This window comes from Burkholderia cepacia, from assembly GCF_001039005.1.
Lineage (GTDB): Bacteria > Pseudomonadota > Gammaproteobacteria > Burkholderiales > Burkholderiaceae > Burkholderia > Burkholderia theae.
On record NZ_LDWR01000018.1, the window covers coordinates 167,272 to 192,347 of the forward strand.

At 69.1% G+C, this 25,076-nt stretch carries 24 protein-coding genes; 12 read left to right on the forward strand and 12 right to left on the reverse strand.

Annotated elements, in window-relative coordinates:
• Nucleotides 1-97 precede the first annotated feature (97 nt).
• The 4 genes from VL15_RS11755 to VL15_RS11770 form a co-directional block, all read right to left on the reverse strand.
• Nucleotides 98-1,444, reverse strand: a complete 1,347-nt coding sequence (locus VL15_RS11755; protein ID WP_048245652.1) for an ATP-binding protein — start codon at nt 1,442-1,444, stop codon at nt 98-100.
• Nucleotides 1,444-2,157, reverse strand: a complete 714-nt coding sequence (locus tag VL15_RS11760) for a response regulator (protein ID WP_048245653.1) — start codon at nt 2,155-2,157, stop codon at nt 1,444-1,446. The genes VL15_RS11755 and VL15_RS11760 overlap by 1 nt, the downstream gene beginning before the upstream one ends.
• A gap of 47 nt (nt 2,158-2,204) precedes the next feature.
• The gene (locus tag VL15_RS11765) at nt 2,205-2,510 is read right to left on the reverse strand and encodes a hypothetical protein (RefSeq protein ID WP_080970799.1); all 306 of its coding nucleotides are present in this window, start codon (nt 2,508-2,510) and stop codon (nt 2,205-2,207) included.
• Between the two features lie 90 nt (nt 2,511-2,600).
• A complete protein-coding gene (locus VL15_RS11770) occupies nt 2,601-3,695 on the reverse strand; it encodes a hypothetical protein (RefSeq protein ID WP_048245654.1) in 1,095 nt (364 codons plus the stop codon).
• A gap of 739 nt (nt 3,696-4,434) precedes the next feature.
• Here VL15_RS11770 and VL15_RS11775 point away from each other — a divergent pair.
• From VL15_RS11775 to creD, 5 genes are all read left to right on the forward strand, one after another.
• Nucleotides 4,435-5,343 (forward strand): sterol desaturase family protein, encoded by a 909-nt coding sequence (locus tag VL15_RS11775; RefSeq protein WP_048245656.1) that lies wholly within the window; start codon nt 4,435-4,437, stop codon nt 5,341-5,343.
• Between the two features lie 145 nt (nt 5,344-5,488).
• Nucleotides 5,489-6,202, forward strand: coding sequence for an SDR family NAD(P)-dependent oxidoreductase (locus VL15_RS11780; RefSeq protein WP_048245657.1), 714 nt, complete (start codon nt 5,489-5,491; stop codon nt 6,200-6,202).
• A 79-nt stretch (nt 6,203-6,281) separates the two neighbouring features.
• A complete protein-coding gene (gene creB / locus VL15_RS11785; protein WP_048245658.1) occupies nt 6,282-6,989 on the forward strand; it encodes a two-component system response regulator CreB in 708 nt (235 codons plus the stop codon).
• A gap of 14 nt (nt 6,990-7,003) precedes the next feature.
• On the forward strand, nt 7,004-8,455 hold the full coding sequence (gene creC / locus VL15_RS11790) for a two-component system sensor histidine kinase CreC (RefSeq protein WP_048245659.1): 1,452 nt from the start codon (nt 7,004-7,006) through the stop codon (nt 8,453-8,455).
• Nucleotides 8,456-8,558: 103 nt separating this feature from the next.
• Nucleotides 8,559-9,950, forward strand: a complete 1,392-nt coding sequence (creD, locus tag VL15_RS11795) for a cell envelope integrity protein CreD (RefSeq protein WP_048245660.1) — start codon at nt 8,559-8,561, stop codon at nt 9,948-9,950.
• A gap of 75 nt (nt 9,951-10,025) precedes the next feature.
• Here creD and VL15_RS11800 read toward each other — a convergent pair whose 3' ends face one another.
• The gene (locus tag VL15_RS11800) at nt 10,026-10,448 is read right to left on the reverse strand and encodes a RidA family protein (protein ID WP_048245661.1); all 423 of its coding nucleotides are present in this window, start codon (nt 10,446-10,448) and stop codon (nt 10,026-10,028) included.
• 275 nt (nt 10,449-10,723) lie between these two features.
• On the opposite strand from VL15_RS11800, the gene VL15_RS11805 reads away from it, so the two are divergent.
• Complete coding sequence (locus VL15_RS11805; protein WP_129515344.1) at nt 10,724-10,921, forward strand: oxidoreductase-like domain-containing protein; 198 nt, start codon at nt 10,724-10,726, stop codon at nt 10,919-10,921.
• Nucleotides 10,922-10,998: 77 nt separating this feature from the next.
• Here the strand turns inward: VL15_RS11805 and VL15_RS11810 are convergent, their stop codons facing one another.
• Complete coding sequence (locus tag VL15_RS11810) at nt 10,999-12,459, reverse strand: MFS transporter (RefSeq protein ID WP_048245663.1); 1,461 nt, start codon at nt 12,457-12,459, stop codon at nt 10,999-11,001.
• Nucleotides 12,460-12,604: 145 nt separating this feature from the next.
• Between VL15_RS11810 and VL15_RS11815 the strand changes: the two genes are divergently transcribed.
• Together VL15_RS11815 and VL15_RS11820 are read left to right on the forward strand one after the other, a co-directional pair.
• Nucleotides 12,605-13,477, forward strand: a complete 873-nt coding sequence (locus VL15_RS11815; protein ID WP_048245664.1) for a LysR family transcriptional regulator — start codon at nt 12,605-12,607, stop codon at nt 13,475-13,477.
• A gap of 60 nt (nt 13,478-13,537) precedes the next feature.
• Entirely contained in the window at nt 13,538-13,858 is a 321-nt protein-coding gene (locus VL15_RS11820) for a DUF7660 family protein (protein ID WP_048245665.1), read from the forward strand.
• 91 nt (nt 13,859-13,949) lie between these two features.
• Here the strand turns inward: VL15_RS11820 and VL15_RS11825 are convergent, their stop codons facing one another.
• Nucleotides 13,950-14,849 (reverse strand): LysR family transcriptional regulator, encoded by a 900-nt coding sequence (locus tag VL15_RS11825; protein WP_048245666.1) that lies wholly within the window; start codon nt 14,847-14,849, stop codon nt 13,950-13,952.
• Nucleotides 14,850-14,947: 98 nt separating this feature from the next.
• On the opposite strand from VL15_RS11825, the gene VL15_RS11830 reads away from it, so the two are divergent.
• Nucleotides 14,948-15,928 carry an NAD-dependent epimerase/dehydratase family protein gene (locus VL15_RS11830; protein WP_048245667.1) on the forward strand — a complete coding sequence of 327 codons (981 nt, stop codon included), beginning with the start codon at nt 14,948-14,950 and terminating at the stop codon, nt 15,926-15,928.
• Between the two features lie 350 nt (nt 15,929-16,278).
• Here the strand turns inward: VL15_RS11830 and VL15_RS11835 are convergent, their stop codons facing one another.
• From VL15_RS11835 to VL15_RS11855, 5 genes are all read right to left on the reverse strand, one after another.
• Nucleotides 16,279-16,980, reverse strand: a complete 702-nt coding sequence (locus tag VL15_RS11835; RefSeq protein WP_048245668.1) for a DUF2848 domain-containing protein — start codon at nt 16,978-16,980, stop codon at nt 16,279-16,281.
• Between the two features lie 49 nt (nt 16,981-17,029).
• Nucleotides 17,030-18,349 (reverse strand): MFS transporter, encoded by a 1,320-nt coding sequence (locus VL15_RS11840; protein WP_048245670.1) that lies wholly within the window; start codon nt 18,347-18,349, stop codon nt 17,030-17,032.
• A gap of 100 nt (nt 18,350-18,449) precedes the next feature.
• Complete coding sequence (locus VL15_RS11845) at nt 18,450-19,139, reverse strand: DUF4286 family protein (RefSeq protein WP_048245671.1); 690 nt, start codon at nt 19,137-19,139, stop codon at nt 18,450-18,452.
• A 101-nt stretch (nt 19,140-19,240) separates the two neighbouring features.
• A complete protein-coding gene (locus VL15_RS11850; protein WP_048245672.1) occupies nt 19,241-20,284 on the reverse strand; it encodes a LysR family transcriptional regulator in 1,044 nt (347 codons plus the stop codon).
• Between the two features lie 99 nt (nt 20,285-20,383).
• A complete protein-coding gene (locus VL15_RS11855) occupies nt 20,384-21,175 on the reverse strand; it encodes an SDR family NAD(P)-dependent oxidoreductase (RefSeq protein WP_048245673.1) in 792 nt (263 codons plus the stop codon).
• A gap of 403 nt (nt 21,176-21,578) precedes the next feature.
• Between VL15_RS11855 and VL15_RS11860 the strand changes: the two genes are divergently transcribed.
• From VL15_RS11860 to VL15_RS11870, 3 genes are all read left to right on the forward strand, one after another.
• Nucleotides 21,579-22,460, forward strand: coding sequence for a neutral zinc metallopeptidase (locus VL15_RS11860; RefSeq protein ID WP_048245674.1), 882 nt, complete (start codon nt 21,579-21,581; stop codon nt 22,458-22,460).
• Nucleotides 22,461-22,664: 204 nt separating this feature from the next.
• Complete coding sequence (locus tag VL15_RS11865; protein WP_048245675.1) at nt 22,665-23,405, forward strand: helix-turn-helix transcriptional regulator; 741 nt, start codon at nt 22,665-22,667, stop codon at nt 23,403-23,405.
• A gap of 161 nt (nt 23,406-23,566) precedes the next feature.
• Entirely contained in the window at nt 23,567-25,069 is a 1,503-nt protein-coding gene (locus VL15_RS11870; protein WP_048245676.1) for an aldehyde dehydrogenase family protein, read from the forward strand.
• The last annotated feature ends 7 nt before the right edge of the window (nt 25,070-25,076 follow it).

Consider the following 25,076-nt stretch of genomic DNA (forward strand, 5'->3'; position numbering starts at 1 on the left):
CCGGCGCGCACGGCCATCGAGCAGTCAGGCGGTCAAGCAGCGAAGCGGCGAATCAGTCGGGCCCTCAAGCCCTCAGGCTCCCGGGCTCCCCAGACCTTCAAGCCGACAGCGAAGGCCGCGCCGGCCCGGACGAATCGAGCGGCAGCGCGACGACGGCTTCCAGGCCGCCGCCCTCGCGGTCGCGAAACGTCAGCGATCCGCCGTGCAGGCGCGCGATCCGCTCGACGATCGCGAGGCCGAGGCCGGTGCCGCCCGCATGGCTGCGCGCGTTCGCGCCGCGGCTGAACGGCGCCTTGAGCCGTTCGAGTTCCGCGGCGCCGATGCCGTTGCCGCGATCGCTGACCACCGCGTACGCGATGCCCCGTTCGGTCCAGGTACGCACGCCGAGGCCGGTACGGCCGTACACGACGGCGTTCTGCATCAGGTTCATCAGCAGCCGCATCAGGCCGATCGGGCGGAACGCGAACGCGGGCACGTCGCCTTCGTCGAATTCGAATTCGTGACCGAGCCCCGCGAAATCCGCGACGAGCTGGCCGATCAGCGCATTCAGGTCGCCGGGTTGCGGTGTCTCGCGCTCTCCGCTGCCCGCGTAGTCCATGAATTGCTGCAGGATCGTATCGATCTGGTCCAGGTAATGCTCGGCCGATGCGGTGAGCGCGTCGTGCGTGCCGCGCGGCAGCGCCATCGCGAGCGCAAGGCGCAGCTTGGTGAGCGGCGTGCGGATGTCATGCGACACGCCGGCCAGCATCAGCGAGCGGGTCGCTTCCGCCTGTTGCAGCGCGTCGGCCATCCGGTTGAACGCGCGGCTCACGTCGGCGATTTCGGTCGGGCCGTCGGTGGGCAGCGGCGGCGGGCGCTCGCCCGCGCTGACGCGCTGCGCCGCGCGTGCCAGCGCGTCGAGTGGCCGGTTCAGGTGGAGCTGGATCAGGTAGCCGGTCAGCGCCGCGAGTAGCGCCAGCCCGACCGACAGCACGAGCGCCGTCGTGATGCCGCTCGCCTGCGCGTCGGCGGCCATCGGCAGCGGCACCCAGACCGGCGAGCCGGCCGCATGCAGCCGGATCCACAGGCGTTCGTCGTCGCCCGACTGCCAGCGCGCCGGGAGGTCGGGCGGCAGGTGGCGTTCGAGTGCCTGCATGAACACGTCGCGCTGCCAGGTACGGAAGAAGGCCGCCAGGCTCGGCGCATGCGGTGGCGCGGCGGGCGGCGGCGATGCCTGGCCGCCGAGCTGCGCGACCATCGTGCGGCCCCTGTCGGCCGGCATGCCGGCGAGCGTGCGGTCGAGCAATTGCACGTAGTCGGAGAAGATGATCGATGCGCGCTCGATGCGCGGGCGTTGCACGTAGTGCAGCAGCACGACGAGCGAACAGACGAGCGACAACGCGACGAGCGCGACCAGCAGCGCGATGTTGCGCGCGAGCAGCGAGCGCGGCAGCGGGAATCGCATCACGGCTCGACGCCGGCCACCAGCATGTAGCCGATGCCCCAGACCGTCTTGATGAAGCGCGGCTTGCCGGGATCCTCCTCGACGATCTGGCGCAGCCGCAGGATCTGCACGTCGACGCTGCGGTCGAGCGCCGCGTGGTCGCGGCCGCGTGCACGAGCGAGCAGGTTCTCGCGGCTCACCGCGCGGTTCGGCGACGAGCCGAGCGCGTGCAGCAACAGCATCTGCGCGGAATGGATCTCGACGGGCACGCCGTCGCGCATCAGCGTCTGCTGGCCGACGTCGAACGTGAACGCGCCGAAGCGCAGCTGCTGCGACGTCACCGTCGGCTCGCCGGCCGCCATCTTCTGCCGCCGCAGCAGCGCGCGGACGCGGGCAACGAGTTCGTCGGGGAGGAACGGCTTCGCCAGGTAATCGTCGGCGCCCGTCTCGAGGCCGACGACCTTGTCGGCCGCGTCGCCTTTCGCGGTGAGCATCAGGATCGGCAGCGTGTGGCCTTCCGCGCGCAGGCGCCGGCACACGCTCAGGCCGTCCTCGGGTTCCATCATCAGATCGAGCACCAGCAGGTCGTAGGGTTCGCGCTGCAGCAGGCGGTCGAGCCGCTTGCCGTCGGCGACCGCGCGGACCTGGAAGCCGTGGCCGGTCAGGAAGCGCTGCAGCATGTTGCGCAGCTCGGCTTCGTCATCGAGCACGACGATCCTGCAGGACTGTTCCATCGGCTGCCTCCCGGTGCGTGCCGCGCGGCCGGACTGATCGTCCGGGTTCAGCGGGCCGCCATGCGCTGGCGCATGAAGCTGGCGATCTGCGCGAGCGTGACGTAGCCGTTGCGCTGCGCGTCGATCTCGTCGAAATGCTGCGCAACCATCGGCATGCCCGCGGCGGCCTGCTCGCGGGTGAGCTTGCCGTCGTGCGTCGTGTTCGCGCTGGCGAAGCGGGTCTGCAACTGCATCAGCGCATGTTCGACGCGAGCACCGCCGTTCGCCGCGCCCGGCGGCACCTGCTGGGCCGACGCTGCTGCTGAGACGATACACAAAACGACGACGGCAATCATCTTCTTGATGGACTTCATGGGGTTTCTCCTTGCGTGGCCGACGGTCTGCGCCGGCCGGGTGGTTGATGAAACTGAAACGGATGGAAAACGAAACGGATTGATGCCGGGTCATGCCCAGTGAGCGGGCACCCAGATGCGGCCGGCCCAGTGCGCGGGCACCCAGACGACGGCGCGCGGCGGGTGAGCGACATACACGGCGCGCGGCGCGACGTACACGGAACGCGGCAGCGGCGGCGCGAGGTACAGGACCTTCGGCGGCGGCGGTGCGACGTACACGATGCGCGGTGCGGGGGCGGGTGCGATCACGACGGCTTTTGGCGGTGCAACATGCACGACCTTCGGCGGCGGCGTGACGACGACGGCGGCCGGCGCGGGCGGCGGTGCCTCGACCACGACAGCGGCCGGTACCGGCGTCGGAGCAGGCGCTGCGACAGCGACCGCGGCGGTGGTCGGCGGTGCCGTCACGACCACCGCGGCCGGCGGGGGCGGTGCGACGGGCACCGGCACAGGAACGGGCACCGGCACCGTTCCCCCCGCCACGACAACCGTGCCACCTGCCGCCGTGCTGCCGTGGATCACCGTCGTGCCGCCGGTCGAGACCGTGCCGCCGTGCACGACCGTCGAGCCGCCCGACGTCGTCACGACGCCCGGCGCCACGCGCGTCGCGCTGCCGGAATGCGTGACGCTCCCGCCGTCCGTGCCCGTCACGGTGCCCGAGCGCGAGCAGGTCGAGCCTGCGCAATTCGTCGACGCAGTGTGGCTGGCCGTGTTGCCGCCGGAACCCGTGATCGTGCCGCTCGACGAGTACTGGCCCGGGCCGTTGCGCGTCACGCTGCCCGACGTCGTCGCGCTGCGGCCGTCCGAGCCCGTCAGCGAACCCGTATGCGAGCAGGTGCCGCTCGCGCAGCTCGTGTCGCCGCTGTGCTCGACCGAACGCCCGTTCGGGCCGACGGCCGTGCCGCTGTTCGAGAACTGGCCGGGTGCGGTGCGCGTGACGGTGCCGGTATTGGTCGCGAGGCCGCCGCCGGGGCCGATCACGCCGCCCGCATGCGAGCAGCTGCCACCGCCGCATGAGCCGGCGTGCGCGCCGCTGTAGGTGCCGCGCGGCGTGTAGGCCGTGCCGTGGCCGGACCAACCGGCGAAGGCCGGCGCGCTGGCGAGCGTGACGAGTGCGGCGGCGGTGAGAAGGAAGCGGGTTTTCATCGGGTGTCCTTGCGGTTCGTTGCGGTGCACGCAGTGGCGTGGCGACGGGACGAACTTTAGGACGGCGACGCGCGCCAGTCGCGTCATAAAAGATGTCGCGGTGTTACATGTGGCGCGTTGCTTTTCGGTACGAAGAATGCGTGCATCGGCCGCGCCGATCGTCGGCGTGCCGCACCACGCAAGGCCGACGGCGATGCAGTCGCGTGAGGGAGGCAGGCAACGGTGTCGATCGACGCGTGTCCTGCGCAGTCCGAACCGGTGTCGCTGTGACATGCGGCGACATATTTGCCGACTGAAACATGCATGCGCTGCGTTGAGCCATGTATATCGAACGCGGATAGTGCTGCACGTAGAACCGGAGCACGCGTCACCTCGACATTCGGTCGCAGTCGCGTACCGTTCGACGATTGTCCCGGCGCTCGGAAACCGCAGTGTTCGTATGTCGCGCATCCGCATCCGTCGACAACCGGCACGCACACGGTCGACCGGCTCCGCCACGACACACGGCGACATATTTCACGCGCGACATGTTCACGCCGGGCCATCAACCGGCAAACCGCCAGTCCGCAAGCGCCCGCGACCGCCGTCCGTCGCACGAACGTGCTTCACCGCGACATACGGCGACACATTTCCCGCGTGGTTTTTCCGTTCCGCGCCTACTACAGTGCGCTTCATTCGACGCGACGGCGGCACGTGCCGCACATGACGCGTCCGACTTCAACCGCAGGAACGACCCATCATGCTCACGACCACCGGCAAGCTCGCCTACTTCGTCACACTTTTCATCATCGCCGTCTCGCTCGTCGAGGCGGCCGTGCTCACCTGGCGCCGCAGCCGCCAGCCCGAACCGTTCGACTGGAACGAGGTCTGGCTGTCGCTGGCCGATCTCGCGGGCCGCAAGCTGCTCGCGCTGGTGCCGCTGTCGCTCGCGACGCCGGTCTTCGATTTTGCGTGGGCGCACCGGCTCTTCACGATCCCGCTCCACAGCGTCGCGCTCGCGCTGCTCGTGTTCGTCGGCCAGGAGTTCTGCTACTACTGGTATCACCGCGCGTCGCACCGCGTGCGCTTCTTCTGGTCGACCCATGCGGTGCACCATTCGCCGAACCAGTTGACGCTGTCGTCCGCATTTCGTCTCGGCTGGACCGGCAAGATCGCCGGCGCCGCGATGTTCTTCACGCCGCTCGTCTGGCTCGGCGTGCGTCCGGAAGCCGTGCTCGCGATCCTGTCGTTCAACCTGATGTACCAGTTCTGGCTGCACAACACGTGGATGCCGAAGCTCGGCTGGCTCGAATACGTGTTCAACACGCCGTCCGCGCATCGCGTGCACCATGCGTCGAACCTCGACTATCTCGATGCGAACTACGGTGGCGTGCTGATCGTGTTCGACCGGCTGTTCGGCACCTATGTCGCCGAGCGCGCCGACGAGCCGTGCCGCTACGGCCTCGTCACGCCGACCCGCTCGCGCAATCCGTTCGTCGTCGAACTCGAGCACTGGGCGAGCCTGGCCCGCGACGTCGCGACGGCCCGCGACGTGTGGACCGCGATCCGTTTCGTGATGCTGCCGCCGGGCTGGCGTCCGGGCAATCAGGGCGAAACGACGGAGGAGCTGCGTCGCCGCAGCCTCGTCGCCGTGCGCACGGACGCGTGAACGGCGCTACGCTGTCGGCACGTCGGCACGTCGGCACGTCGGCACGTCGGCACGTCGGCACGCCGGCCACACGTGCCCGTGCCGAGGCCGACATCACATATCCTCACGCATCATCAAACCACCCTCGATCCAGGAGAGAACATCGATGGAACATGACCTGAAAGGCAAGGCAGTCGCGATTACCGGCGGATTCGGCCATCTGGGCGTCGCGACGGCCGCATGGCTGGGCGAGCGCGGCGCACGCGTCGCGCTGATCGGCCGCGGCGCGGTGTCGGCCGAGCAGGTGCTGCCCGGCGTGCCGGCCGACGCGCTGCGCATCGGCGGCATCGATCTCGTCGATCCGCAGGCCGCCGCGCGGGCGCTCGACATCGTAAAGCGCGAGTTCGGCCGGGTCGACGCGCTGCTGAACATCGCGGGCGCCTTCGTGTGGCAGACGATCGCCGACGGCGACGCCGCCACGTGGGACCGCATGTACGAATTGAACGTGAAGACCGCGCTGAATGCATCGAAGGCCGCGCTGCCGCATCTGTTCGCGAGCCCGGCCGGCCGCATCGTCAACATCGGCGCGGGCGCGGCGTTCAAGGCCGGCGCGGGCATGGGCGCATACGCGGCCGCGAAGGCCGGCGTCGCGCGGCTTACCGAGGCGCTGGCGGCCGAACTGCTCGACCGCGGCGTGACGGTGAACGCGATCCTGCCGAGCATCATCGATACGCCGCCGAACCGCGCGGACATGCCCGACGCGGATTTCACGCGCTGGGTGCGGCCGGAACAGATCGCGGCGACGATCGGATTCCTGCTGTCGGCCGACGCGCAGGCGATCACCGGCGCGTCGATTCCGGTGAACGGCCGCGTGGCGTAGCGCGCCCGCGAACGGCTCGCGCGCGGTCCGGCCGTGCGTACAATGTCGCACCGGAAACGCGCGAGCCCAGCCTGACACCATGAATCAGCCCAATATCCTGATCGTCGAAGATGAAATCGCGATCGCGGACACGATCGTCTACGCCCTCGGCACGGACGGCATGCAGACTGTCCACTGCACGCTCGGGCAGGCGGCGCTCGATCATCTGCGCGACACGCGCTTCGACCTGGTCGTGCTGGACGTCGGCTTGCCGGATCTCAGCGGCTTCGAAGTGTGTCGGCGGCTGCGCACCTTCACCGATGTGCCGGTGATCTTCCTCACCGCGCGGCACGACGAAATCGACCGGATCGTCGGGCTCGAAATCGGTGCCGACGATTACGTGGTCAAGCCGTTTTCGCCGCGCGAGCTGGCCGCACGGGTGCGCGTGATCCTGCGCCGCTTCTACCGGACGGCCGCGCCGGAATCGATGCCTGCGCCGGCCGTGGCAAGTGCGCCCGTCGCACCGGGTTTCGTGCTCGACATCGACGGCGCGCGCGTATCGTGGCTCGGCCACGCGCTGGACCTCACGCGCTACGAATTCGGCCTGCTGGCGCTGCTCGTCCGGCACCCGGGGCGCATCTATTCGCGCGAACAGCTGATGGACCTCGTGTGGCAAGAGGCGCTCGATTCGGCTGACCGCACGGTCGACACGCACATCAAGACGTTGCGCGCGAAGCTGCGCGCGATCGATCCCGAGCGCGACCCGATCCGCACGCATCGCGGAATGGGTTATTCGCTGCAACCGTAACGACCGGCACCGCCATGCATATCGGCCTGCGCATCTTCTTCGGCTTTTTCCTGATCGTCGGTCTTGCCGCGCTGATCACGCTGCGCGTGTTCGTGCAGGAGGTGAAGCCCGGCGTGCGCGAGGCGATGGAGGACACGCTCGTCGACACCGCGCAGGTGCTGGCGACGCTGGCCGCCGACGACATGGCGAACGGGCATATCGCCGACGGCGCCTTCGCGCGGCAGCTCGAGAAACTGCACGAAAACCCGGTCAGCGCGAACGTGTGGGGCATGCACAAGAACACGATCAGCTACCGCATCTACATCACCGACGCGCACGGTATCGTGCGTTACGACTCGGACGGCGGCGCGGTCGGGCAGGACTATTCGCACTGGAACGACGTGTACCGGACGCTGCGCGGCGAATACGGCGCGCGCAGCACGCGTGCCGATCCGAACGACGACAGCAGCACCGTGATGCACGTCGCTGCGCCGATCCGGCGCGGCAACGAGATCATCGGCGTGCTGACGATCGCGAAGCCGAACCAGACCGTCGCGCCGTTCATCGCGCGGAGCCAGCGCAAGATCATGCTGTACGGCGCATTGCTGATGGGCGGCGCGATCCTGATCGGCGCCGCGTGCACGTGGTGGCTGGTGCTCGGGTTGCGGCGCCTGCAGCGCTATGCGCGCGCGATCGCGGCCGGCGAGCGCGCGGCGATGCCGCTGCAGGGCGCGAGCGAGCTGGCCGAACTCGGGCGCGCGGTGGAAAGCATGCACCGGCGGCTGGAGGACCGGCAGTATGTCGAAACCTACATCCATACGCTCACGCATGAGATGAAGAGCCCTTTGGCCGCGATCAGCGGTGCGGCCGAACTGCTGCAGGAAGACATGCCGGTCGCGAACCGCCGGCGCTTCACCGAGAATATCCGCCGTCAGGCCGGCCGTCTCGAACAGATGATCCGCAAGCTGCTCGCGCTGGCCGAAGTCGAGCAGAAGCAGCACCTGTCGGTACACGAGCCGGTGGCGCTGCTGCCGGCGCTCGAGCAACTCGTCGACGATATCGAGCCGCGCGCACGCCAGCGCGGCGTGAGCCTGCGGATCGACGCGAACGGCACGGCCGATCCGTCGGTCGTCGAAGGCGATCCGTTCCTGCTGCGCCAGGCGCTCGGCAACCTGCTCGACAACGCGCTGGATTTCGCGCCGCAGGGCAGCACGATCCGGATCGCGCTCGAACGACAGCCGGCGGGCAGGGCACACGTCGCGGTGGTGCGCGTGACCGATGACGGCCCCGGCGTGCCCGACTACGCGCTGTCGCGCGTGTTCGAACGCTTCTACTCGCTGCCGCGCCCCGACGGGCAGGATCGCAGCACGGGCCTCGGGCTGTGTTTCGTCCGCGAAGTCGCGACGCTGCACCGCGGCCAGGTCGCGCTCGCGAACCGCGACGAAGGCGGCGCGTGCGCGACGCTGACGCTGCCGTCGGCGGGCTGAACGCGCTTCACGCTCGCCACACATTCGCTTCACGCCGGCTTCAAGCGCCCTTCACCGGGCCTGATCATGCTGACCGTATCTTCCACTCCGGTACCCGTCAGCAATGAATCGAGTCCTGTTGTTCAAGTCCGTGATCACCGCGTTTCTCGCGCTATTGATCCTGATCCCGCTGCACATGGTCCAAAGCATCGTGCAGGAACGCGCCGCGTATCGCGAGAGTGCGCTGCAGAGCATCTGGGCCAGCTACGCCGGGCCACAGACGGTGACGGGGCCGGTGCTCGTCGTGCGCTACACCGAAGTCACGCGCGTGCGCGACGAGACGCCGGCCGGCGGCGCGACGAAGACGAGCCTGAGAAGCGAGACGAAACGCCTGCTCGTGTTTCCGAAGACGCTGAAGGTCGACGGCACGCTCAAGGTCGAGACGCGCTATCGCGGCATCCACAAGGCACTCGTGTACGGGCTGGACAGCCGGCTGACGGGCACGCTGGCGCTGCCTGACCTGAAGAAGCTGCCGCAGGCCGACGGCCACGTGAGCTTCGCGGTCGACAGCACGTATGTCGCGATCGGCATCGGCGATATCCGCGGGCTGAAATCCCAGCCCGACCTGCGCATCGGCGGCAAGCGCTTCGACGTGGAGCAGGGCACTCGGCTGGACAGCCTGCGCCAGGGTGTGCACGCGAATGTCGATCTCGCGGCGCTGGCGGAGGCAAACGCGGCGGCGGTCGTACCGATCAGCATCGACCTGCCGCTGGCGGGCGCGGAATCCGTCGCGTTCGCGCCGGTGGCTGACCAGAACGATTTCTCGCTGACGTCGACGTGGCCGCATCCGAGCTTCGGTGGCGCGTTCCTGCCGGGCGAGCGCACGATCGACGCGCGCGGTTTCACCAGCAACTGGCACGTGACGTCGTTCAACACGAAAGCGCGCGAGCAGGTCGCGACCGGCGACGGGCAAGGCGCGATCGAGATGGCGTCGGTGTCGGTGATCGAACCCGTGAACGTCTATCTGCAAGCTGAACGCGCGACGAAGTACGGCGCGCTGTTCGTGATGCTCACGTTCGCGAGCTTTTTCATGTACGAGCTTGTGAAGCGGCTGCGCATTCACCCGATCCAGTACACGCTGGTCGGCCTGTCGCTCGCGCTGTTCTTCCTGCTGCTGCTGAGCCTGTCGGAGCACATCGCGTTCGGTTATGCGTATCTCGCGGCGAGCGCCGCGTGCATCGGGCTGCTCGGCTTCTACCTGTCGTTCGTGCTGCAAAGCGTGAAGCGCGGCGCGACGTTCGCGGCGCTGCTCGCGACGCTGTATGCGGCGCTCTACGGGCTGCTGCTGTCGGAGGACAATGCGCTGATGCTTGGTTCGCTGCTGCTGTTCGCGATCCTCGCCGGGATCATGACGCTCACGCGTCGCGTCGACTGGTATTCGCTCGGCGCCGCCTGGCAGCCGCTCGCCGACAAGTCGGGCGCGGGTGCCGTGAAGCCGGCCGAGCCGGCGAAGTAAGCACGCGGGTCTCGTGCAGGCGGCCGGCCGGGAACGCTCCGGTCGGCCCGCGTGCCGTTGTGGCCGACCGCCGATTCACGCGTGCGGTGCAGGCCGCCGAAACCGCGCCAGCGGAATTTCGGCGACGGCCGCGATCTCGATCAACAGCTCCGGATGATAGAGACGCTCGACCTGAACGGTCGTCGTCACCGGATAGGGTTCGGCGAAGTACGTCTTGCGGATGTCGCCGGCCTGCATGAAGGCTTCGATGTCGGTCGCGTAGTGGACGAGCGAGATCACATCCCGCATCTGCCCGCCCATCGCGGCCAGCACGTCGCGGATGTTGTCGAGCGTCTGCCGAACCTGAATGCGCATGTCGCCGGCGCCGACCACCTGGCCGTTTCGATCGAGCGCCACTTGTCCCTTCAGGTGCACGATCCGGCCATCGCCCTGGATCACGGCCATCGAGAACGCGCCGAACGGCGCCCAGACTTCCGGCGGATTCACTGCTTCAGCCATGACGCAACTCCTGTCGGTCGATGGGAAAAACGCGGTTGCACGAATTGCGGCGACCCGGCGCGCAATGCGAGCGCGTCGCCGACAGCGCCGCACGCTTAGGCGACAATCGCACCATTATCGATGAACGCGTGGCGACGCATCGATGCACGACGTGCGGATTCGCCATGACCAGGTGACGATACCGGGGATGTAACGCAGCGCCGGTCGGGCGATGCCGCGGGCAGGCCCGACGGCATCCCCTTATACTGGACGTTCTTCGTCATTCGATTTTCGCCGTGCCCACGCCTGCCCCCACCGATCCGTCCGAGGACGATCCGCGTCCGACCCCGCCTCAACAGCCTGAACTGGAAGACTGCTGCAACAGCGGCTGCTCGCCGTGCGTCTTCGATCTGTACGACGACGCGCTCGCGCGCTATCGGATCGAGCTGGCCGAGTGGGAAGCGCGCCACGCGAAACACCCGCATCACCGCTGAGCCGGATGCCGGCAAGCGGCGCGTATGCACCGCTTCTGCGCCGGGGGCTTCGCCGGCAGCGCAATTTCCGCCGCGTTTCACGCACCCGCATGCAGCCGCCGATGTAGCGGCCCGAGCGCCATCGATAGTGCGATGCACGCAACCAATACGACCGTCAGCACGAACATCGACGTCCTGAACCCCTGCACGTAGTCGACCGCGGCCGGATGCACGCCGAGCCGCGCGAAGAACACACCGCCGATCGTCGCGGCGCCGACGGCCGCGCCGATCTGCAGCATTGCGCTGACCATCCCCGACGCGACGCCCGCGCGGGCCGCGTCGACTTCCGCGAGCACGATCCGCACGACCGACGGCAGCACGAGCCCTTGCCCGATGCCGATCGCCGCGATGCCTGCGTAAAAGCCGGGCCCGGGCGCGCTTTCGCGGGCGAGCACCGCGGCGGTCGCGACGCCGGCCGCGAGCATCACGTAGCCGAGCGTCAGCACGCGATACCCGCCGAACCGGCCGACGAGGCGCGGCATCAGCAGCGGGCTCGCGAGGAAGCCGAGGCCGAGCGGCAGGATCGCGAACCCGGCCGCAAGCGGCGACCAGTTCAGGCAGCCCTGAAGATAGATCCCGTAGCTCAGGAAGAACGCGCTCAGCATGTAGAACAGGAACGCAAGCATCAGCCCGAGCGCGACGACCGGGTTGCGGAACAGGCGCACGTCGAGCAGCGGATCGCGGCCGCCGGCGAGCCGTCTCGCTTCGACCGCCAGCAGCGCGCCGAGCATCGGCAACGCGCCGACGAGGCACGCGACCATCCACAGCGGCCAGCCGGCTTCGCGGCCGTGCGTGAGCGGGTACACGAGCATCAGCAGGAACAGCGACATCAGCACCATGCCCGGCACGTCGATACGCTGGCCGGCCGGCGGCCGGTTTTCCGGGATGAAGCGCCAGCTGCCGATCAGCGCCAGGACGCCGATCGGCAGATTGACGAGGAAGATCGCGCGCCAGCCGAGTCCGAACGGATGCAGGCTGATCAGCGCGCCGCCGCCGAGCTGGCCGATCACGGCCGCAAGGCCGAACGCGAACCCGTAGAAGCCCATCACGCGCACCTGTTCCTGCGGGCTGAACACGCTGCGGATCGTCGCGAGCACCTGCGGCGCGAGGATCGCGGCGAACAGGCCTTGCAGCACGCGGCCGCCGACAAGGACGGTGCCGCTGTCGGCGAGCCCGCACAGCGTCGACGCGAGCACGAAGCCGGCCATGCCGAGCATGAACATGCGCTTGCGGCCGTACAGGTCGCCGAGACGGCCGCCCGTGATCTGCACGACCGCGTTCGCGCACGCATAGGCCGATACGACGAGCTGGAGCTCGGCCGGGCGCGCGCCGATGCCGTCGCGGATGGCCGGCAGCGCGAGATTCACGATGAAGTAGTCGAGCGGCGGCAGAATGGCGCCGACGAGCAGGACCACGAGCGCCCAGCCGTGATGGCTGCGCGGTGTCGCCGCGGCGGCCGCGCCGGCCGGCGCGCAGGGGGCAAGGGTAGGGTTGGTCATGGAAGCTGGGTCCAAAAAATGAGGGCCGTATGCGTGAGTGGCGCAGGCCGGCCATTGACCCCGTATTCTGGTGGCGGCTCATGATTCGGAAAAGCGGGAAAGAGTGGTAGCATCCATCGGGTTAATCGATGGATGGAGAACGGCGATGCGCGGTTTCGACCTGGACCAGTTGCGTACTTTCGCGGCGGTCGCGGACGCCGGCAGCCTGACGGCTGCGGCGCCGCTGCTACACCTGTCGCAGTCGACGGTCAGCGAGCAGGTGCGCAAGCTCGAATCGCGCGCCGGCGTGCCGCTGTTCGTGCGCAGCAAGCGCGGCGTCGAGCCGACGCCGGCCGGCACGCGGCTACTGCAGCACGCACGGCGCATCGTCGCGCTGAATGAGGCCGCGTTCGACGAACTGCGCGGGCAGGCGATCAAGGGCGAGCTGCGCGTCGCGATCACCGATTACTACCGCACGAATGAAGTCGCGGGCATGCTGGCGCGGCTGCGGGAGTGCTATCCGCAGCTGAGCCTGCACGTGAGCGCGATGAAGAGCGTGGACATCGAAGCGGCGCACGCGCGGGGGCAGATCGATCTCGGCGTCGTGATGAACATGTCGAGCGGGCCGTTCCGGCCGGCATCGGCCGATACGCGCTGGGTGCTGCGGCGCGAGCCGCTGTCGTGGGTCACGTCGCCGGCGCTCGCCGAGCAGTTGCCCGAGCCGCTGCCGCTGGTGCTGCTGCCGGACGACTGCATGATGCATCAGGTCGCGGTGCGCTCGCTCGACGAGCAGCACACGCCGTACGTGCTCGTGCACAGCGCGTCGGGTGTCGCGGGGCTGCAGTCGATGCTCGCGGCGGGGCTGGGCGTCGGCTGCCTGTGCGCATCGGCGATCGGCGACGGCCTGATGCGGCTCGGCGCGAAATACCGGCTGCCGCCGCTGCCCGACGCGGTGTTTTCGCTGACGCCGCCGATGCCGGGCGAGCGCGAGTCGGTCACGCAGGCGCGCGAGGTGCTGTCGCGGCAGCTGCTGATGTAAAACCGTGCCGCGCAACACGCGGCGGTGCGTATTCGAGAGGCGCGCCAAGGGACGACAAGCATGGACGACGAACTGAAAAGCCAGATGGCCGAACGGCTGCAGGACGCACTGGAGCGCGTGGTCGACGAGCGCTCGCTGATCCATTTCCTGCGCGTGCTCGGCCATGACTGGAACACGGAGCGGCAGCTCGAAGCCGACCTGCCGCCGTCACCGTATGCGCGCGCGGCGCTCGGCTGGGAAAACCGCTCGATCGGCGAGTACCTGGAGGCGATGATCGACTGGGCCGAGGCGTCGGAGGAAGGACTGCGCTTCTACGACGTGCCCGACAATCCGTGGCGGCGTATCGCGGACATCCTGTTCGCGGGGAAAATCTACGAGTAGCGACGAGTTGCGCGTCAGGGGGATTGACGCGCGGGGCTCGTGTCTATCTTTCGTAGACATGCGCGGCGGCCGGCATGGCCGCTTCGTCTTCCTATTCGGCCGTCCCCTCCGCATACGCGCGCAACCCGTCCGCCAGCGCATCGAACACGGCCCGGCAGCGCGGGCTGGTCCGCAGGTTCTCGTGCATCACGACCCAGGTTTCCAGCTTCATCGCGGGCCCGTCCGGCAGCACGCGCACCAGCCGCGCGTCGCGTTTCGCGAGTCCCGTCTGACAGAAGCCGATCCCGTAGCCGGCGCGGATCATCGCGAGCTGCGCGAGGTTGCTGTCGGTGCGCAGCGCGAATGCATCGCGCTTCCACAGCGGCATGCCGCGCCCCGCCGAGCGGATGAACGGCGTGACCGTATCGAAGCCGATCAGCGCATGATGCGCGAGTTCGTCGATCGTCGCGGGCGTACCGTTGCGGGCCACGTAGTCGTCGCGCGCAAACAGCCCGACTTCGATGTCGCCGACGCGCCGCGCGACGAGCGCGTCCTGCGCGGGCGGCGCCATCCGGACCGCGATGTCGGCCTCGCGGTTCAGCACGTCCTGGATGCGGTCGGTCGGCACCAGTTCGATGACGAGCCCTGGATGGTCGCGCCGCAACTGCGCGAGCAGCGGTGGCAGCACCTCGACGGCGATCACGTCGCTGGCCGAGATCCGCACGATGCCGCGCACGCCGGCGCCGTGGCTCGCGGCCGCGCGTTCGAACGCGGCTGCCGCGCTGCGCAGTGCCTCCGCATGGCCGCGCAGCGCGAGCGCCGTTTCGGTCGGCAGCAGGCCCGACGGCGAGCGCGTGAACAGCGTCTGGCCGAACGCGGCTTCGAGCGCGGCGACGTGGCGGCCGGCCGTCGGCTGGGTAATGCCGAGCGCCCGCGCCGCGCCGGACAACGAGCCTTCCGTCAGCACCGCGAGAAAGGTTCGGTAACGCTCCCAGTTCAGATCGGTGGTCATATATAAATGTATAGCTGATCTGCCAGGTTAAGCAATTCCTTATTAGTCGGCCGCACGCCAGAATGCATCTCACGACGATTCATTCAAGGAGCACGGTTATGACGACGAACGCAGGCGGGACACAACGACAGGCACTCGTGCTCGGCGCGAGCGGCGGGATTGGCGGGGAAGTCGCGCGGCAGCTGCGCGATGCCGGCTGGCAGGTGCGCGCGCTCAAGCGCGGGCTCGACGCCGAGGTGGTGGAGCGCGACGGCATCACATGGATGCGCGGCGACGCGCTGGATCGCGAGGCGGTCGTGCGGGCCGCGCGCGGCTGCAGCGTGATCGTGCACGCGGTGAACCCGCCCGGCTACCGGAACTGGCCGACGCAGGTGCTGCCGATGATCGACAACACGATCGCGGCGGCGACGGTGGCGCAGGCGACCGTCGTGCTGCCCGGCACGGTCTACAACTACGGCGCCGACGCGTTTCCGGTGCTGCGCGAAGATGCGCCGCAGCATCCGACGACCCGCAAGGGCGCGATCCGTGTCGAACTGGAGCGGCGGCTGCAGGAAGCGACCGCGCAGGGCGTCCGGACGATCATCGTGCGCGCGGGCGATTTCTTCGGGGTGCGAGCCGGTAACAACTGGTTCGCGCAGGGGTTGATCAAGGCGGGGCGGCCCGTGTTGACCATCAGCGTGCCGGGGCGGCCGGGTGTCGGCCATCAGTGGTCGTACTTGCCGGACGTCGCGCGCACGATGGTCGAGCTGATCGAGCGGCGCGACACGCTGGAACCGTTTGCGCGTTTCCATCTCGGCGGGCATTGGGATGCGGACGGCACGCAGATGGCCGCGGCCATCAGTCGCGTCGCGCAGCGGCACGGGATGCGGCCGGCCGTGCGCAAATTCCCGTGGTGGGTCGTGTGGGCCGCGGCGCCGTTCGTCACGACGCTGCGCGAGATGCTGGAGATGCGCTACCTGTGGCGCGAGCCGCTCCGGATGGACAACGCGCGCGTGACCGCGGTGCTCGGCCGTGAGCCGTTGACGCCGCTCGATACGGCGGTGGAGACGACGCTGGCGGGGCTGGGGTGTCTGAAGTGAGCCAGGGCCCGTGCCACGGCTACGCCTGGGCACGGGAAAGCGTCATCGCGAATTGAAGAACTCCGGGACGACAATTCTCCACATACCCACGCGTGTCCGATGCGCATCATGTCGGTCAGCACCGATAATGCGAAAACGGGGGAGCGATGTGGTATTCCGGATGGAAAATGTCGGTTGCGGGAGCAATCATGTTCACATTGAATGGATGTACCAACCTGGCAGGTGTGCTGTACTGCGACAACTCGCAGTTCAACTTCCCGGACTACCACTGCTTTGAGTCGTACAGGTAGGAACAGGCGCGACGACTGCAAGCCGCCGCGCCCGCGTCCCGTGCGGTTTCCCGCTGTCCGTCACGCCACAACCGGCAACACCTCGACCGCATACCGGTGCAGCAGGCTGCGCCCGAGCACCGGATCGTGCAGTTCCATCTCGAACGCAGCGCCGTCGCCCATCGCCGCGATCGCGCCATGCACGGCGACGGTGCCGCCGTACATCGCGCAGCGCGCGGGTATCGTGCGGCGGTCGTCGAAGCGCTGCCACAGTGCTTCCGGCGCCAGCAGGCCGCTGACCGCGCCGTGCTGGTACGCCTTCCGTTCGCCGTCGCGCGAAATCAGCCACGAGCGCATCTCGATCGCATCCCAGTGATCGGCGACGTCGGCATATCGCCACGCATCGCGCCCGAGCGGCTTCGCGCACACCTGCTTCGACACGGCCACGCCGTACGCCTCGACTTCGCGATCCGTATGATCGGAGCCAACCGTGACCAGCGTGCCGACCGCGCTGTCGACCAGCACGCATTCAATCTCGCCGCCCGAGCGTGCGCCGAGCACGCCGATCGACGGCGCCTGCGTGAGCAGCGCGGCCGATACGCGATAGAAGCACGGTGTGGTCGACGGCGGCGCGACGCCGAGTGCCGCGAGTTCGTCGATATGCGCGCGGATCGCTTCCGGATCGCGGCCGGCCCAGCCGGCGATCACGACACGCTCGATCTCGACGTCGACGGCGGCCGGCGCGTCTTGCCGGGAAATCACATTGAACGACAGGGCTTGCATGCGGGTATCCGTTTGAAGTGCAAAGGCATGAACTGGAATGCGGCGACGCTCAATCGGCGAGCGGCCGGTGCGCGGTCTCGCGTGCGACGAGGAGCGCGATCGACGTGACGACGAGCGCGGCGGTGACGTACAGCGACACGGCCGTCGTCGAGCCCGTCTGCCGGAACAGCGTGGCGATCACGAGCGGTGCGAAGCCGCCGCCGACGATGCCGGCGAGCGTGTAGGCCAGCGACGAACCCGCATAGCGCACCCGCGTCGGAAACTGCTCGGTGACGAACGCACCCTGCGGGCCGTACATCACCGCATGGATCACGAGGCCGATCGCGACGGCCGCGACGATCGCGACGGGCCGCGCCGAATCGAGCAGCGCGAAGAACGCGAACGCCCAGACGATGCCGGCGATCGCGCCCGCGAGATACACGGGGCGGCGGCCGAAACGGTCCGACAGCGCGCCGAAGAACGGCACCGCGAGCGCGTTGCAGGCCGTGCCGATCATCACGGCCGTCAGCGCGACGGGGCGCGACAGGTGCAGCACGGTCGTCACGTAGGTCAGCGTGAACACGACGATCAGCGCGTACAGCACGTCCGAGCCGATCCGCGAGCCGCCCGCGATCAGCAGGCGTCGCCAGTGGAACTTCAGCACGTCGGCGACGGGCACTTCGGCGGTTGCGTGCGATTCGGCGAGCTGTTCGAACTGCGGCGTTTCGTCGACGCCGCGCCGCAGCCAGAAGCCGAACACGACGAGCAGCGCGCTGGCCGCGAACGGCACGCGCCAGCCCCACGACAGGAAGTTCTCGGTCGTGGTCGACAGCGTCACGAGCGCGATGCAGCCGGTGCCGAGCAGCGTGCCGAACGACGGGCCGATCTGCGTCCACGACGCGGACAGCCCGCGCCGCTTCTGGTCGCCGTGCTCGACCGACAGCAGCACCGCGCCGGCCCATTCGCCGCCGAGCGCGACGCCCTGCACGAAGCGCAGTGCGACGAGCAGGATCGGGCTCAGGATGCCGGCCTGCGCATAGGTCGGCAGCGCACCCATCAGCGCGGTCGTCACGCCCATCAGCACGAGCGTGAGCATCAGCACCGCGCGGCGGCCGATGCGGTCGCCGAGATTGCCGAACACGAAGCCGCCGAGCGGGCGCGACACGTAGCCGACCGCATAGGTCGAGAACGCGAGGATCGTGCCGGCCAGTGGATCGACCGATGGGAAGAACAGGTGGTTGAAGACGAGCGCGGCGAGCGTGTTGTAGATCGTGAAGTCGTACCACTCGAGCGACGTGCCGATCATGCTCGCGGTCGCGAGTCGGCTGTTGCGGACGCGGCGGGGCGCGTGGGCGGCGGGCTGGGCGAGAGTGCTCATGGGTTCGGGCATGTCGTGACGGATGGCGGGATGAAGCGCGGGGCCGACGCGTCGGCCACATGGAGAATGCGGCGCAGCCGATGTCGGCGTTTGCGTTCGTGCGTTCGTGCGTTCAGGCAGGCAGTGCGGCGGCGGTGGCCGGCTCGGCTTCGCTGCCGCGGTGCGCCACCGGCAGCGGCGCGGCGGCGCGCCACAGCAGGTCGAAGGTGCGCACGTCGTCGTGTCCGGCAAGCGCGGCAGCCACGCGGCGCGTCGTGGCCGCGTCGCTGCCTTCGATCAGCACGAGTGCATCGGCGGCCGGGCGGGCGGCCGCATCGGCGCCGATCGGCGCGGACAGCTCGGGTGCGGTGCAGAAGAGCCGCGCGGCGTGGATGCCCGGCTCGTTCAGCGCGACGTCGAAGCGTTCGCGCAGCTGCGGCACGTCGATACGATCCGGCGGCAGCACGAACAGCGCGAGATGCGCGCCTTCGCCGTCGCCGGCTTCGATCGTCAGTTCACCGACGCGTCGTTGCGTGCCCGTCATGCGTTCGAAGTTCGCGAGCGACCAGGCGGTCTGCTGCGTGAACGCGCGCTGGTATGCGTTGCTACGGAACACGTCGAGCGCGTCGGTCACGTACAGCGCGAGGTACTTGCGCGGGCCGCGATCGGTCGCGCGAAAGCGCCGGGCGTGCGTGAAGCCGGGAATCGCGACACGTTCCTGCATGTGCTCGCGGTCGCACCACGCGTTGAAGTCGGCTTCGTGCGCGGGGTCGATATCCGTCCAGACGCAAAGCTGGCCGTGCGGAAGGGAAAGGCGGGTCATCGCGGGGTTCCTCGTGACGGGGGGGTGTCAGGAACCGCAGTTTCCCGAAGACGGGCCGCGCCCGTCCAACAAGAAAACAAATTCGCGGTGAACAGGTTTTCTTATGAGCGGCGCGGGCGGCGTTTCGCGGCAGGGGCGGCGGCGGGCGGCGCGGTTTTTGTCGTGCGCTTCGCTTTGGCTTTCGTCGTTGTCTTTGCCGACGTACGGGCGGGCGATGTGTCGACGGCATCCGGCCTGGTAGGTGCGGCCGGTTTCACCAGGTTCGCGGCGGCCGACGTCGCGCGCGCGACTTCGCTGGCGAGTTCCGCGATGCGTGCGGCGACGGGCAGGCCCTGCGAGCGGTAGGTCGCGACGAGCGGCAGCGCGGGGAATTCGGGCTCGACGTCGAGCAGTTCGAGCGCGCCTTCGTGCAGTTCGCGCCCGATGATCGCGGGCGGCAGCGCGGCCACGCCGAAGCCGTCGGCGACGAGGCGGATCATCGCGGCGACCGACGTGATGCAGTTGATGCTGGCCGGCCGCTCGACGGCCGCGAACAGCCGCTCGATCGTCGCGTGCGGCCCCGAGTGGCGCGAGAAGCTGATGATCGGATATTCAGCCAGGCGTGCGACGTCGAGCGGCTGGCCGCCGAGCCCGAGGCGCGGGCTTGCCGCCCAGTGCACCGGGAATTCGCACAGTGGCAGGTTCGTGAAGTCGGGGCCCGGCACCGGGTCGGTCTGCAGGATCAGGTCGACGCCGTCGGTGCTGAGCAGGCGGATCAGGTGCAGCGTCGTGTCGCTCGTGATCTCGACGTCGAGGCGCGGATAGCGTTCGCGCAGTTGCGCCATCAGCGCCGGAAACCAGCTGTGCACGATCGATTCGATCACGCCGATCCGGATCAGGCCCGCGTCGCTCGCCGCATCGATATCGCGGCGCATTTCGCCGTCGAGCCGCACGATCCGCTCCGCGTAGGCCAGCATGCGCCGGCCGGCGGGCGTGAGCGTGGCCGAGCGCGTGTTGCGGTCGAACAGGCGCACGTCGAACGCTTCCTCGAGCGACGCGATGCGGCTCGACACGGCGGCCTGCGTCGTATGCAGTTTTTCGGCCGTGAGCCGGAAGTTTTCCAGCTTCGCGAGCCAGACGAAGGTTTCAAGAAACCGGATGTTCATCGAGTCCCGAATGTGAGGCGGTGCCGCGCAAGCGGCGGATCGGGTCGATGTTAATGGATTTCGGCGGCAGCGAAGGCGTGGGCGGCGCGTTCAGCGGCATCAAAGCGTGTCGAACGCGAGCGTCGGCACGTCGACGACCATCGCGCCGCCGTCGGCGACGAGCGTCGCGCCGGTCACGAACGACGCGTCGGGCGATGCGAGGAACGCGCAGACGGCTGCGATTTCGTCCGGATCGGCCGCGCGCCGCAGCGGCACGTCGGCGCTGACGCGTGCATACGCGCCGTCGAGCGTGTCGCCGTGCGCGGCCATCAGCGGTTCCATTTCCGCGTCGGCCATCGGCGTGCGGACCCAGCCCGGGCAGACGGCGTTCGCCCGCACGCCGTGCGGCCCGTAGTCGCGCGCGAGCGACCGCGCGAGCCCGAGCAGCGCGTGCTTGCCGACCGTGTAGCCGCACACACCGGGCCCGGCCGCGAGCGCGGCGATCGACGCGACCAGCACGATGCTGCCGCGCTGCGCGATCAGGTCGGGCAGGCATGCGCGCGCGCTGACGAACGCGGTGTCGAGGTTCGCATGCATCGCGTTGCGCCACTGCGCGTCGTCGGTTTCGTCCGCGCGGCCGACGCCGTGACCGCCCGCGCACGCGACGAGCGCGTCGACGCGGCCGAAACGCTCGGCGATCCGCGGCAGGAAGCCGGCCCAGTCGGCCGTGCTCGCGGCGTCGCCGGCCAGCGCGAGGCCGCCTGTCTCGGCGGCCAGCGCGTCGAGCGGCGCCTGGCGGCGCCCGATCAGCACGACGCGGTCGCCGCGGCTGGCGAAGCGGCGCGCGCACGCGGCGCCGATGCCGGTGCCCGCGCCGGTGATCGCGATCGTGCGGGGTTGCGGGTGCGTCATGTCGTTCTCCGGAAAGGTGGCGTTGCCGGTCACTTTAGGCGGCACCGGCGAGTGCCGGTATCAGCCGAAAGGATGAACGCGGACGGCGTCCAGCTAGCCGGAGCGGTCGCGGCCCATTTTGCAAAGGCTGACGATGTCCGGCACCGAATCGCTCTATCCTCCACATTTTTGGGATAAGTCACGAAAGCCCGGCACAATAGCGCGGGCGTGCCCGCGCATCGACACGCGGCACGTTGGCCGGCCGATTCCGTCGTGCGAGCGGAGCGGCAGGCCGGCGAGATCGGCGCGAGCGTGCGCCCGATGCGCAGACATCGCGTCTGCCGGTGGATCGTGTGGCCACGGCGGATCGCCCGGTTGCGCGCTGGCGCGACCGGACCATCGACAAGAACAGGGAGGGCCGGTCATGAGGCTGGACGACGAAAGAGAAAGCATGAACGTCGAGGATCGCCGCGGTGCCGGCGGTTTCGGCGGCGGGCGCGGCGCGACGATCGGCATCGGCACGATCGTGGTCGCGCTGGCCGCGTCGTATTTCTTCGGGATCGACCCGCGCGTGGTGCTCCAAGGCGCATCGGCGCTGCAGGGCCACCAGCAGCAGGCGCAGCCCGCGCCGACGCAGCGCCAGGGCGCGCCTGCGAACGATCCGGGCTCGGTGTTCACGCGCAAGGTGCTCGGCAATATCGAGCGCACGTGGACGGGCGTGTTCAACACCCAGCTGCATGCGCAGTACGAGCCGCCGAAGCTCGTGATGTTCACGAACTCGACGCGGACCGCCTGCGGCACGGGCCAGACGGCGATGGGGCCGTTCTATTGTCCGGCCGACCGCAAGGTGTATATCGATCTCGGCTTCTACGACGAACTGCGCAAGCGTTTCGGCGCGGGCGGCGATTTCGCGCAGGCTTACGTGATCGCGCACGAAGTCGGCCATCACGTGCAGAACCTGCTCGGCATTTCCGACAAGGTCGACGCCGCGCGCCGGCGTTCGAGCCAGGCGCGCTCGAACGCGCTGTCGGTGCGGATGGAACTGCAGGCCGACTGCTTCGCCGGCGTGTGGGCGAACAACGCGCAGCACGCGAACCAGCGGCTGATGGAACCCGGCGATTTCGAGCAGGGGCTGAAAGCGGCGGCCGCGATCGGCGACGATCGCCTGCAGCAGCAAGGGCAGGGCTACGTCGTGCCGGAAAGTTTCACGCACGGCACCAGCGACCAGCGCGTGTACTGGCTGCGGCGCGGGATGGAGTCGGGCGAGGTCAGCGCCTGCGACACGTTCGCCGCGAACGCGCGCTGACAGAGCGGGCGCGCATCGCCGCGCCCGCGTCGTTCCGGCCACACCGGCCACACCGGCCACACCGGCCACACCGCCACACCGCCACACCGCCACACCGCCACACCGCCACACCGGGACGATTTGCCGATTTGTGCTCACCGGCGCTTTTCGGCGCCGGTAGGCTGGCCCGAACTTCGATGCGTTCGTCCGCCAGCCGATTCCACCATGCCGACCCCCTCCGTTCCCGCCGACCAGAACGCCGCCGACTGGCAACGCGCGTTGCGTGCGTGCGTGGAAGCGTTCGACGCGTTCGCGAGCCCGTCCGCGATCGTGTTCTACCGGCTCGACCAGAGCGGCGAACCGGCCGATTTCGAGCTGTTCGGGATGCCGGAATCGATGCATCGCACCTATGTCGCGCGCTACCGGATGCTCGATCCACTGCATCCGTCGCGCTGCGCGGCGGGCGAGCGTGCGGTCGTCACGCTCGCTTCCCAATTGCCTGACGAAAGACGCGAGGCGTCCGCGTACTGGACCCGCTTCCTGCGGCGGCACGACGTGGCCGACGTCGTCGAGATCTGGCTGCGCGACGCGGGCCGGACGGTCGGCGCATTCTCGCTGCTGCGCTTCGGCACGGGCGAAGCGGGCGGCGGCGTGGCCGCGAACAGCACGGCAGGGCGATTCGCGCCCGGCGAGATCGACGCGCTCGCGCGGCTGCAGCCGGTCGCCGAAGCCGCGCTGAGCCCGCTGCTGCGCGCGCGGCGCGGAATCCACCGGATCGGCTGTGAAGAGCGGCTGACCTACCGCGAGGAGCAGATCGCGCGCCTCGTGCGAGACGGCCGCTCGAACAAGGAGATCGCGCGCGATCTCGCGCTTGGCCAGCCGACCATCAAGACGCACCTGATGCGCATGTACCGCAAGCTCGGCGTGTCGAACCGCACCGAAATGGTCGGGGCGTTGTTCCTGTAACACCTTCCGTTTCCGGTGACGCGGTCTGTTGTTTGCGACTGCAGGCGCCTCCCACGCGCTGCCAATTTGCGCTCACCGAGCGCGCTCCCCCGTCGATACAGTGGAACGACGCCCGCGTGCCCACGCATACGCGGTCCAGCCACGACAATACCGAGACGCCCATGAGCAACACGAACTTCGTCGCCGTCAGCGACACCGTGCGCACCTTCGTTGCGCGCGATTTCGGCCTCTTCATCGACGGTGACATGCAGCCCGCGCACGCGGCCGCGCGACTCGACGTGTACGACCCCGCGACGGGCGAGCGGCTTGCGACGGTCGCGGACGCCGACGAGCACGACGTCGACCGCGCGGTCGCCAGCGCGAAGCGCGCGTTCGACGCCCGCGTGTGGAGCGGGCTGCGTCCGGCCGACCGCGAACGCATCCTGCTGAAACTCGCCGACCTGATCGAGGCCGACACCGAAACACTCGCGCAGCTCGAAACGCTGAACCAGGGCAAGTCGATCCACGTGTCGCGCGCGATCGAGGTCGGCGCGAGCGTCGAATACGTGCGCTACATGGCCGGCTGGGCGACCAAGATCACCGGCCAGACGCTCGACGTGTCGATCCCGTTCCCGCCCGGCGCACGCTATACGGCCTATACGCGCAAGGAGCCCGTCGGCGTGGTCGCTGCGATCGTGCCGTGGAATTTCCCGCTGATGATCGCGGTGTGGAAGCTGATTCCCGCGCTCGCGGCCGGCTGCACGATCGTGCTGAAGCCGTCGCCGGAAACGCCGCTCACCGCGCTGCGCCTCGCCGAACTCGCGCGCGAAGCGGGCGTGCCGCCCGGCGTGTTCAACGTCGTCACCGGCGGCCGCACCTGCGGCGCCGCGCTCGCGAGCCACCCGTCGATCGCGAAGATCTCGTTCACGGGGTCGACCGCGACCGGCAAGCTGGTCGGCGCGGCGGCCGTGCAGAACATGACGCGCTTCTCGCTGGAACTCGGTGGCAAGAACCCGATCGTGATGCTCGACGACATCGACGTCGCGCAGGCGCTCGACGGCGTCGCCGCCGGCGCGTTCTTCAACCAGGGGCAGGTGTGCGCGGCCGCGTCGCGCATCTATGTGCACCGCAGCAAGTACGCACAGCTTACGGACGGCCTCGCGGGCGTCGCGCAGTCGATGAAACTCGGCGCGGGTCTCGACACGACCGCGCAGATCAACCCGCTCGTCTCCGCGCACCATCGCGACAAGGTTATTCAGCACATCGAAGGCGCGCGCCGCGCGGGCCTCACGTTCCTCGCGGGCGGCACGCCGGCCGACGACCTGCCCGGTTATTTCGTGAAGCCGGCCGTGATCGCCGATCCGCATCCGGACAGCGCGATCGTGCGCGACGAGGTGTTCGGCCCGGTGATCGTCGTCGTGCCGTTCGACGATGCGGCCGACGCGGTGCGCCTCGCGAACGCGTCGCCGTACGGCCTCGCCGCGAGCATCTGGAGCAACGACCTGAAGCGCGTGATGAACCTCGTGCCGCAGATCGAGGCCGGCACCGTGTGGGTGAACTGCCATATCCCGCTCGACCCGTCGATGCCGTTCGGCGGCTACAAGCAATCGGGCATCGGCCGCGAATTCGGCCAGTACGCGATCGAAGGCTTCACCGAAACCAAATCCGTCTGCATCGCGCACTGACGCGCGG

Bases quoted from the DNA above. Each gene is read 5' to 3' on its own strand.
- VL15_RS11855 (WP_048245673.1), bottom strand. From the start codon at position 21,175: ATGACGCACCCGCAACCCCGCACGATCGCGATCACCGGCGCGGGCACC.
- VL15_RS11800 (WP_048245661.1), bottom strand. From the start codon at position 10,448: ATGGCTGAAGCAGTGAATCCGCCGGAAGTCTGGGCGCCGTTCGGCGCG.
- VL15_RS11845 (WP_048245671.1), bottom strand. From the start codon at position 19,139: ATGACCCGCCTTTCCCTTCCGCACGGCCAGCTTTGCGTCTGGACGGAT.
- VL15_RS11815 (WP_048245664.1), top strand. From the start codon at position 12,605: ATGCGCGGTTTCGACCTGGACCAGTTGCGTACTTTCGCGGCGGTCGCG.
- VL15_RS11760 (WP_048245653.1), bottom strand. From the start codon at position 2,157: ATGGAACAGTCCTGCAGGATCGTCGTGCTCGATGACGAAGCCGAGCTG.
- VL15_RS11835 (WP_048245668.1), bottom strand. From the start codon at position 16,980: ATGCAAGCCCTGTCGTTCAATGTGATTTCCCGGCAAGACGCGCCGGCC.
- VL15_RS11820 (WP_048245665.1), top strand. From the start codon at position 13,538: ATGGACGACGAACTGAAAAGCCAGATGGCCGAACGGCTGCAGGACGCA.
- creB (WP_048245658.1), top strand. From the start codon at position 6,282: ATGAATCAGCCCAATATCCTGATCGTCGAAGATGAAATCGCGATCGCG.
- VL15_RS11850 (WP_048245672.1), bottom strand. From the start codon at position 20,284: ATGAACATCCGGTTTCTTGAAACCTTCGTCTGGCTCGCGAAGCTGGAA.
- VL15_RS11810 (WP_048245663.1), bottom strand. From the start codon at position 12,459: ATGACCAACCCTACCCTTGCCCCCTGCGCGCCGGCCGGCGCGGCCGCC.
- VL15_RS11865 (WP_048245675.1), top strand. From the start codon at position 22,665: ATGCCGACCCCCTCCGTTCCCGCCGACCAGAACGCCGCCGACTGGCAA.
- VL15_RS11780 (WP_048245657.1), top strand. From the start codon at position 5,489: ATGGAACATGACCTGAAAGGCAAGGCAGTCGCGATTACCGGCGGATTC.
- VL15_RS11825 (WP_048245666.1), bottom strand. From the start codon at position 14,849: ATGACCACCGATCTGAACTGGGAGCGTTACCGAACCTTTCTCGCGGTG.
- VL15_RS11840 (WP_048245670.1), bottom strand. From the start codon at position 18,349: ATGCCCGAACCCATGAGCACTCTCGCCCAGCCCGCCGCCCACGCGCCC.
- VL15_RS11775 (WP_048245656.1), top strand. From the start codon at position 4,435: ATGCTCACGACCACCGGCAAGCTCGCCTACTTCGTCACACTTTTCATC.
- VL15_RS11870 (WP_048245676.1), top strand. From the start codon at position 23,567: ATGAGCAACACGAACTTCGTCGCCGTCAGCGACACCGTGCGCACCTTC.
- creC (WP_048245659.1), top strand. From the start codon at position 7,004: ATGCATATCGGCCTGCGCATCTTCTTCGGCTTTTTCCTGATCGTCGGT.
- VL15_RS11860 (WP_048245674.1), top strand. From the start codon at position 21,579: ATGAGGCTGGACGACGAAAGAGAAAGCATGAACGTCGAGGATCGCCGC.
- VL15_RS11765 (WP_080970799.1), bottom strand. From the start codon at position 2,510: ATGAAGTCCATCAAGAAGATGATTGCCGTCGTCGTTTTGTGTATCGTC.
- creD (WP_048245660.1), top strand. From the start codon at position 8,559: ATGAATCGAGTCCTGTTGTTCAAGTCCGTGATCACCGCGTTTCTCGCG.
- VL15_RS11755 (WP_048245652.1), bottom strand. From the start codon at position 1,444: ATGCGATTCCCGCTGCCGCGCTCGCTGCTCGCGCGCAACATCGCGCTG.
- VL15_RS11770 (WP_048245654.1), bottom strand. From the start codon at position 3,695: ATGAAAACCCGCTTCCTTCTCACCGCCGCCGCACTCGTCACGCTCGCC.
- VL15_RS11830 (WP_048245667.1), top strand. From the start codon at position 14,948: ATGACGACGAACGCAGGCGGGACACAACGACAGGCACTCGTGCTCGGC.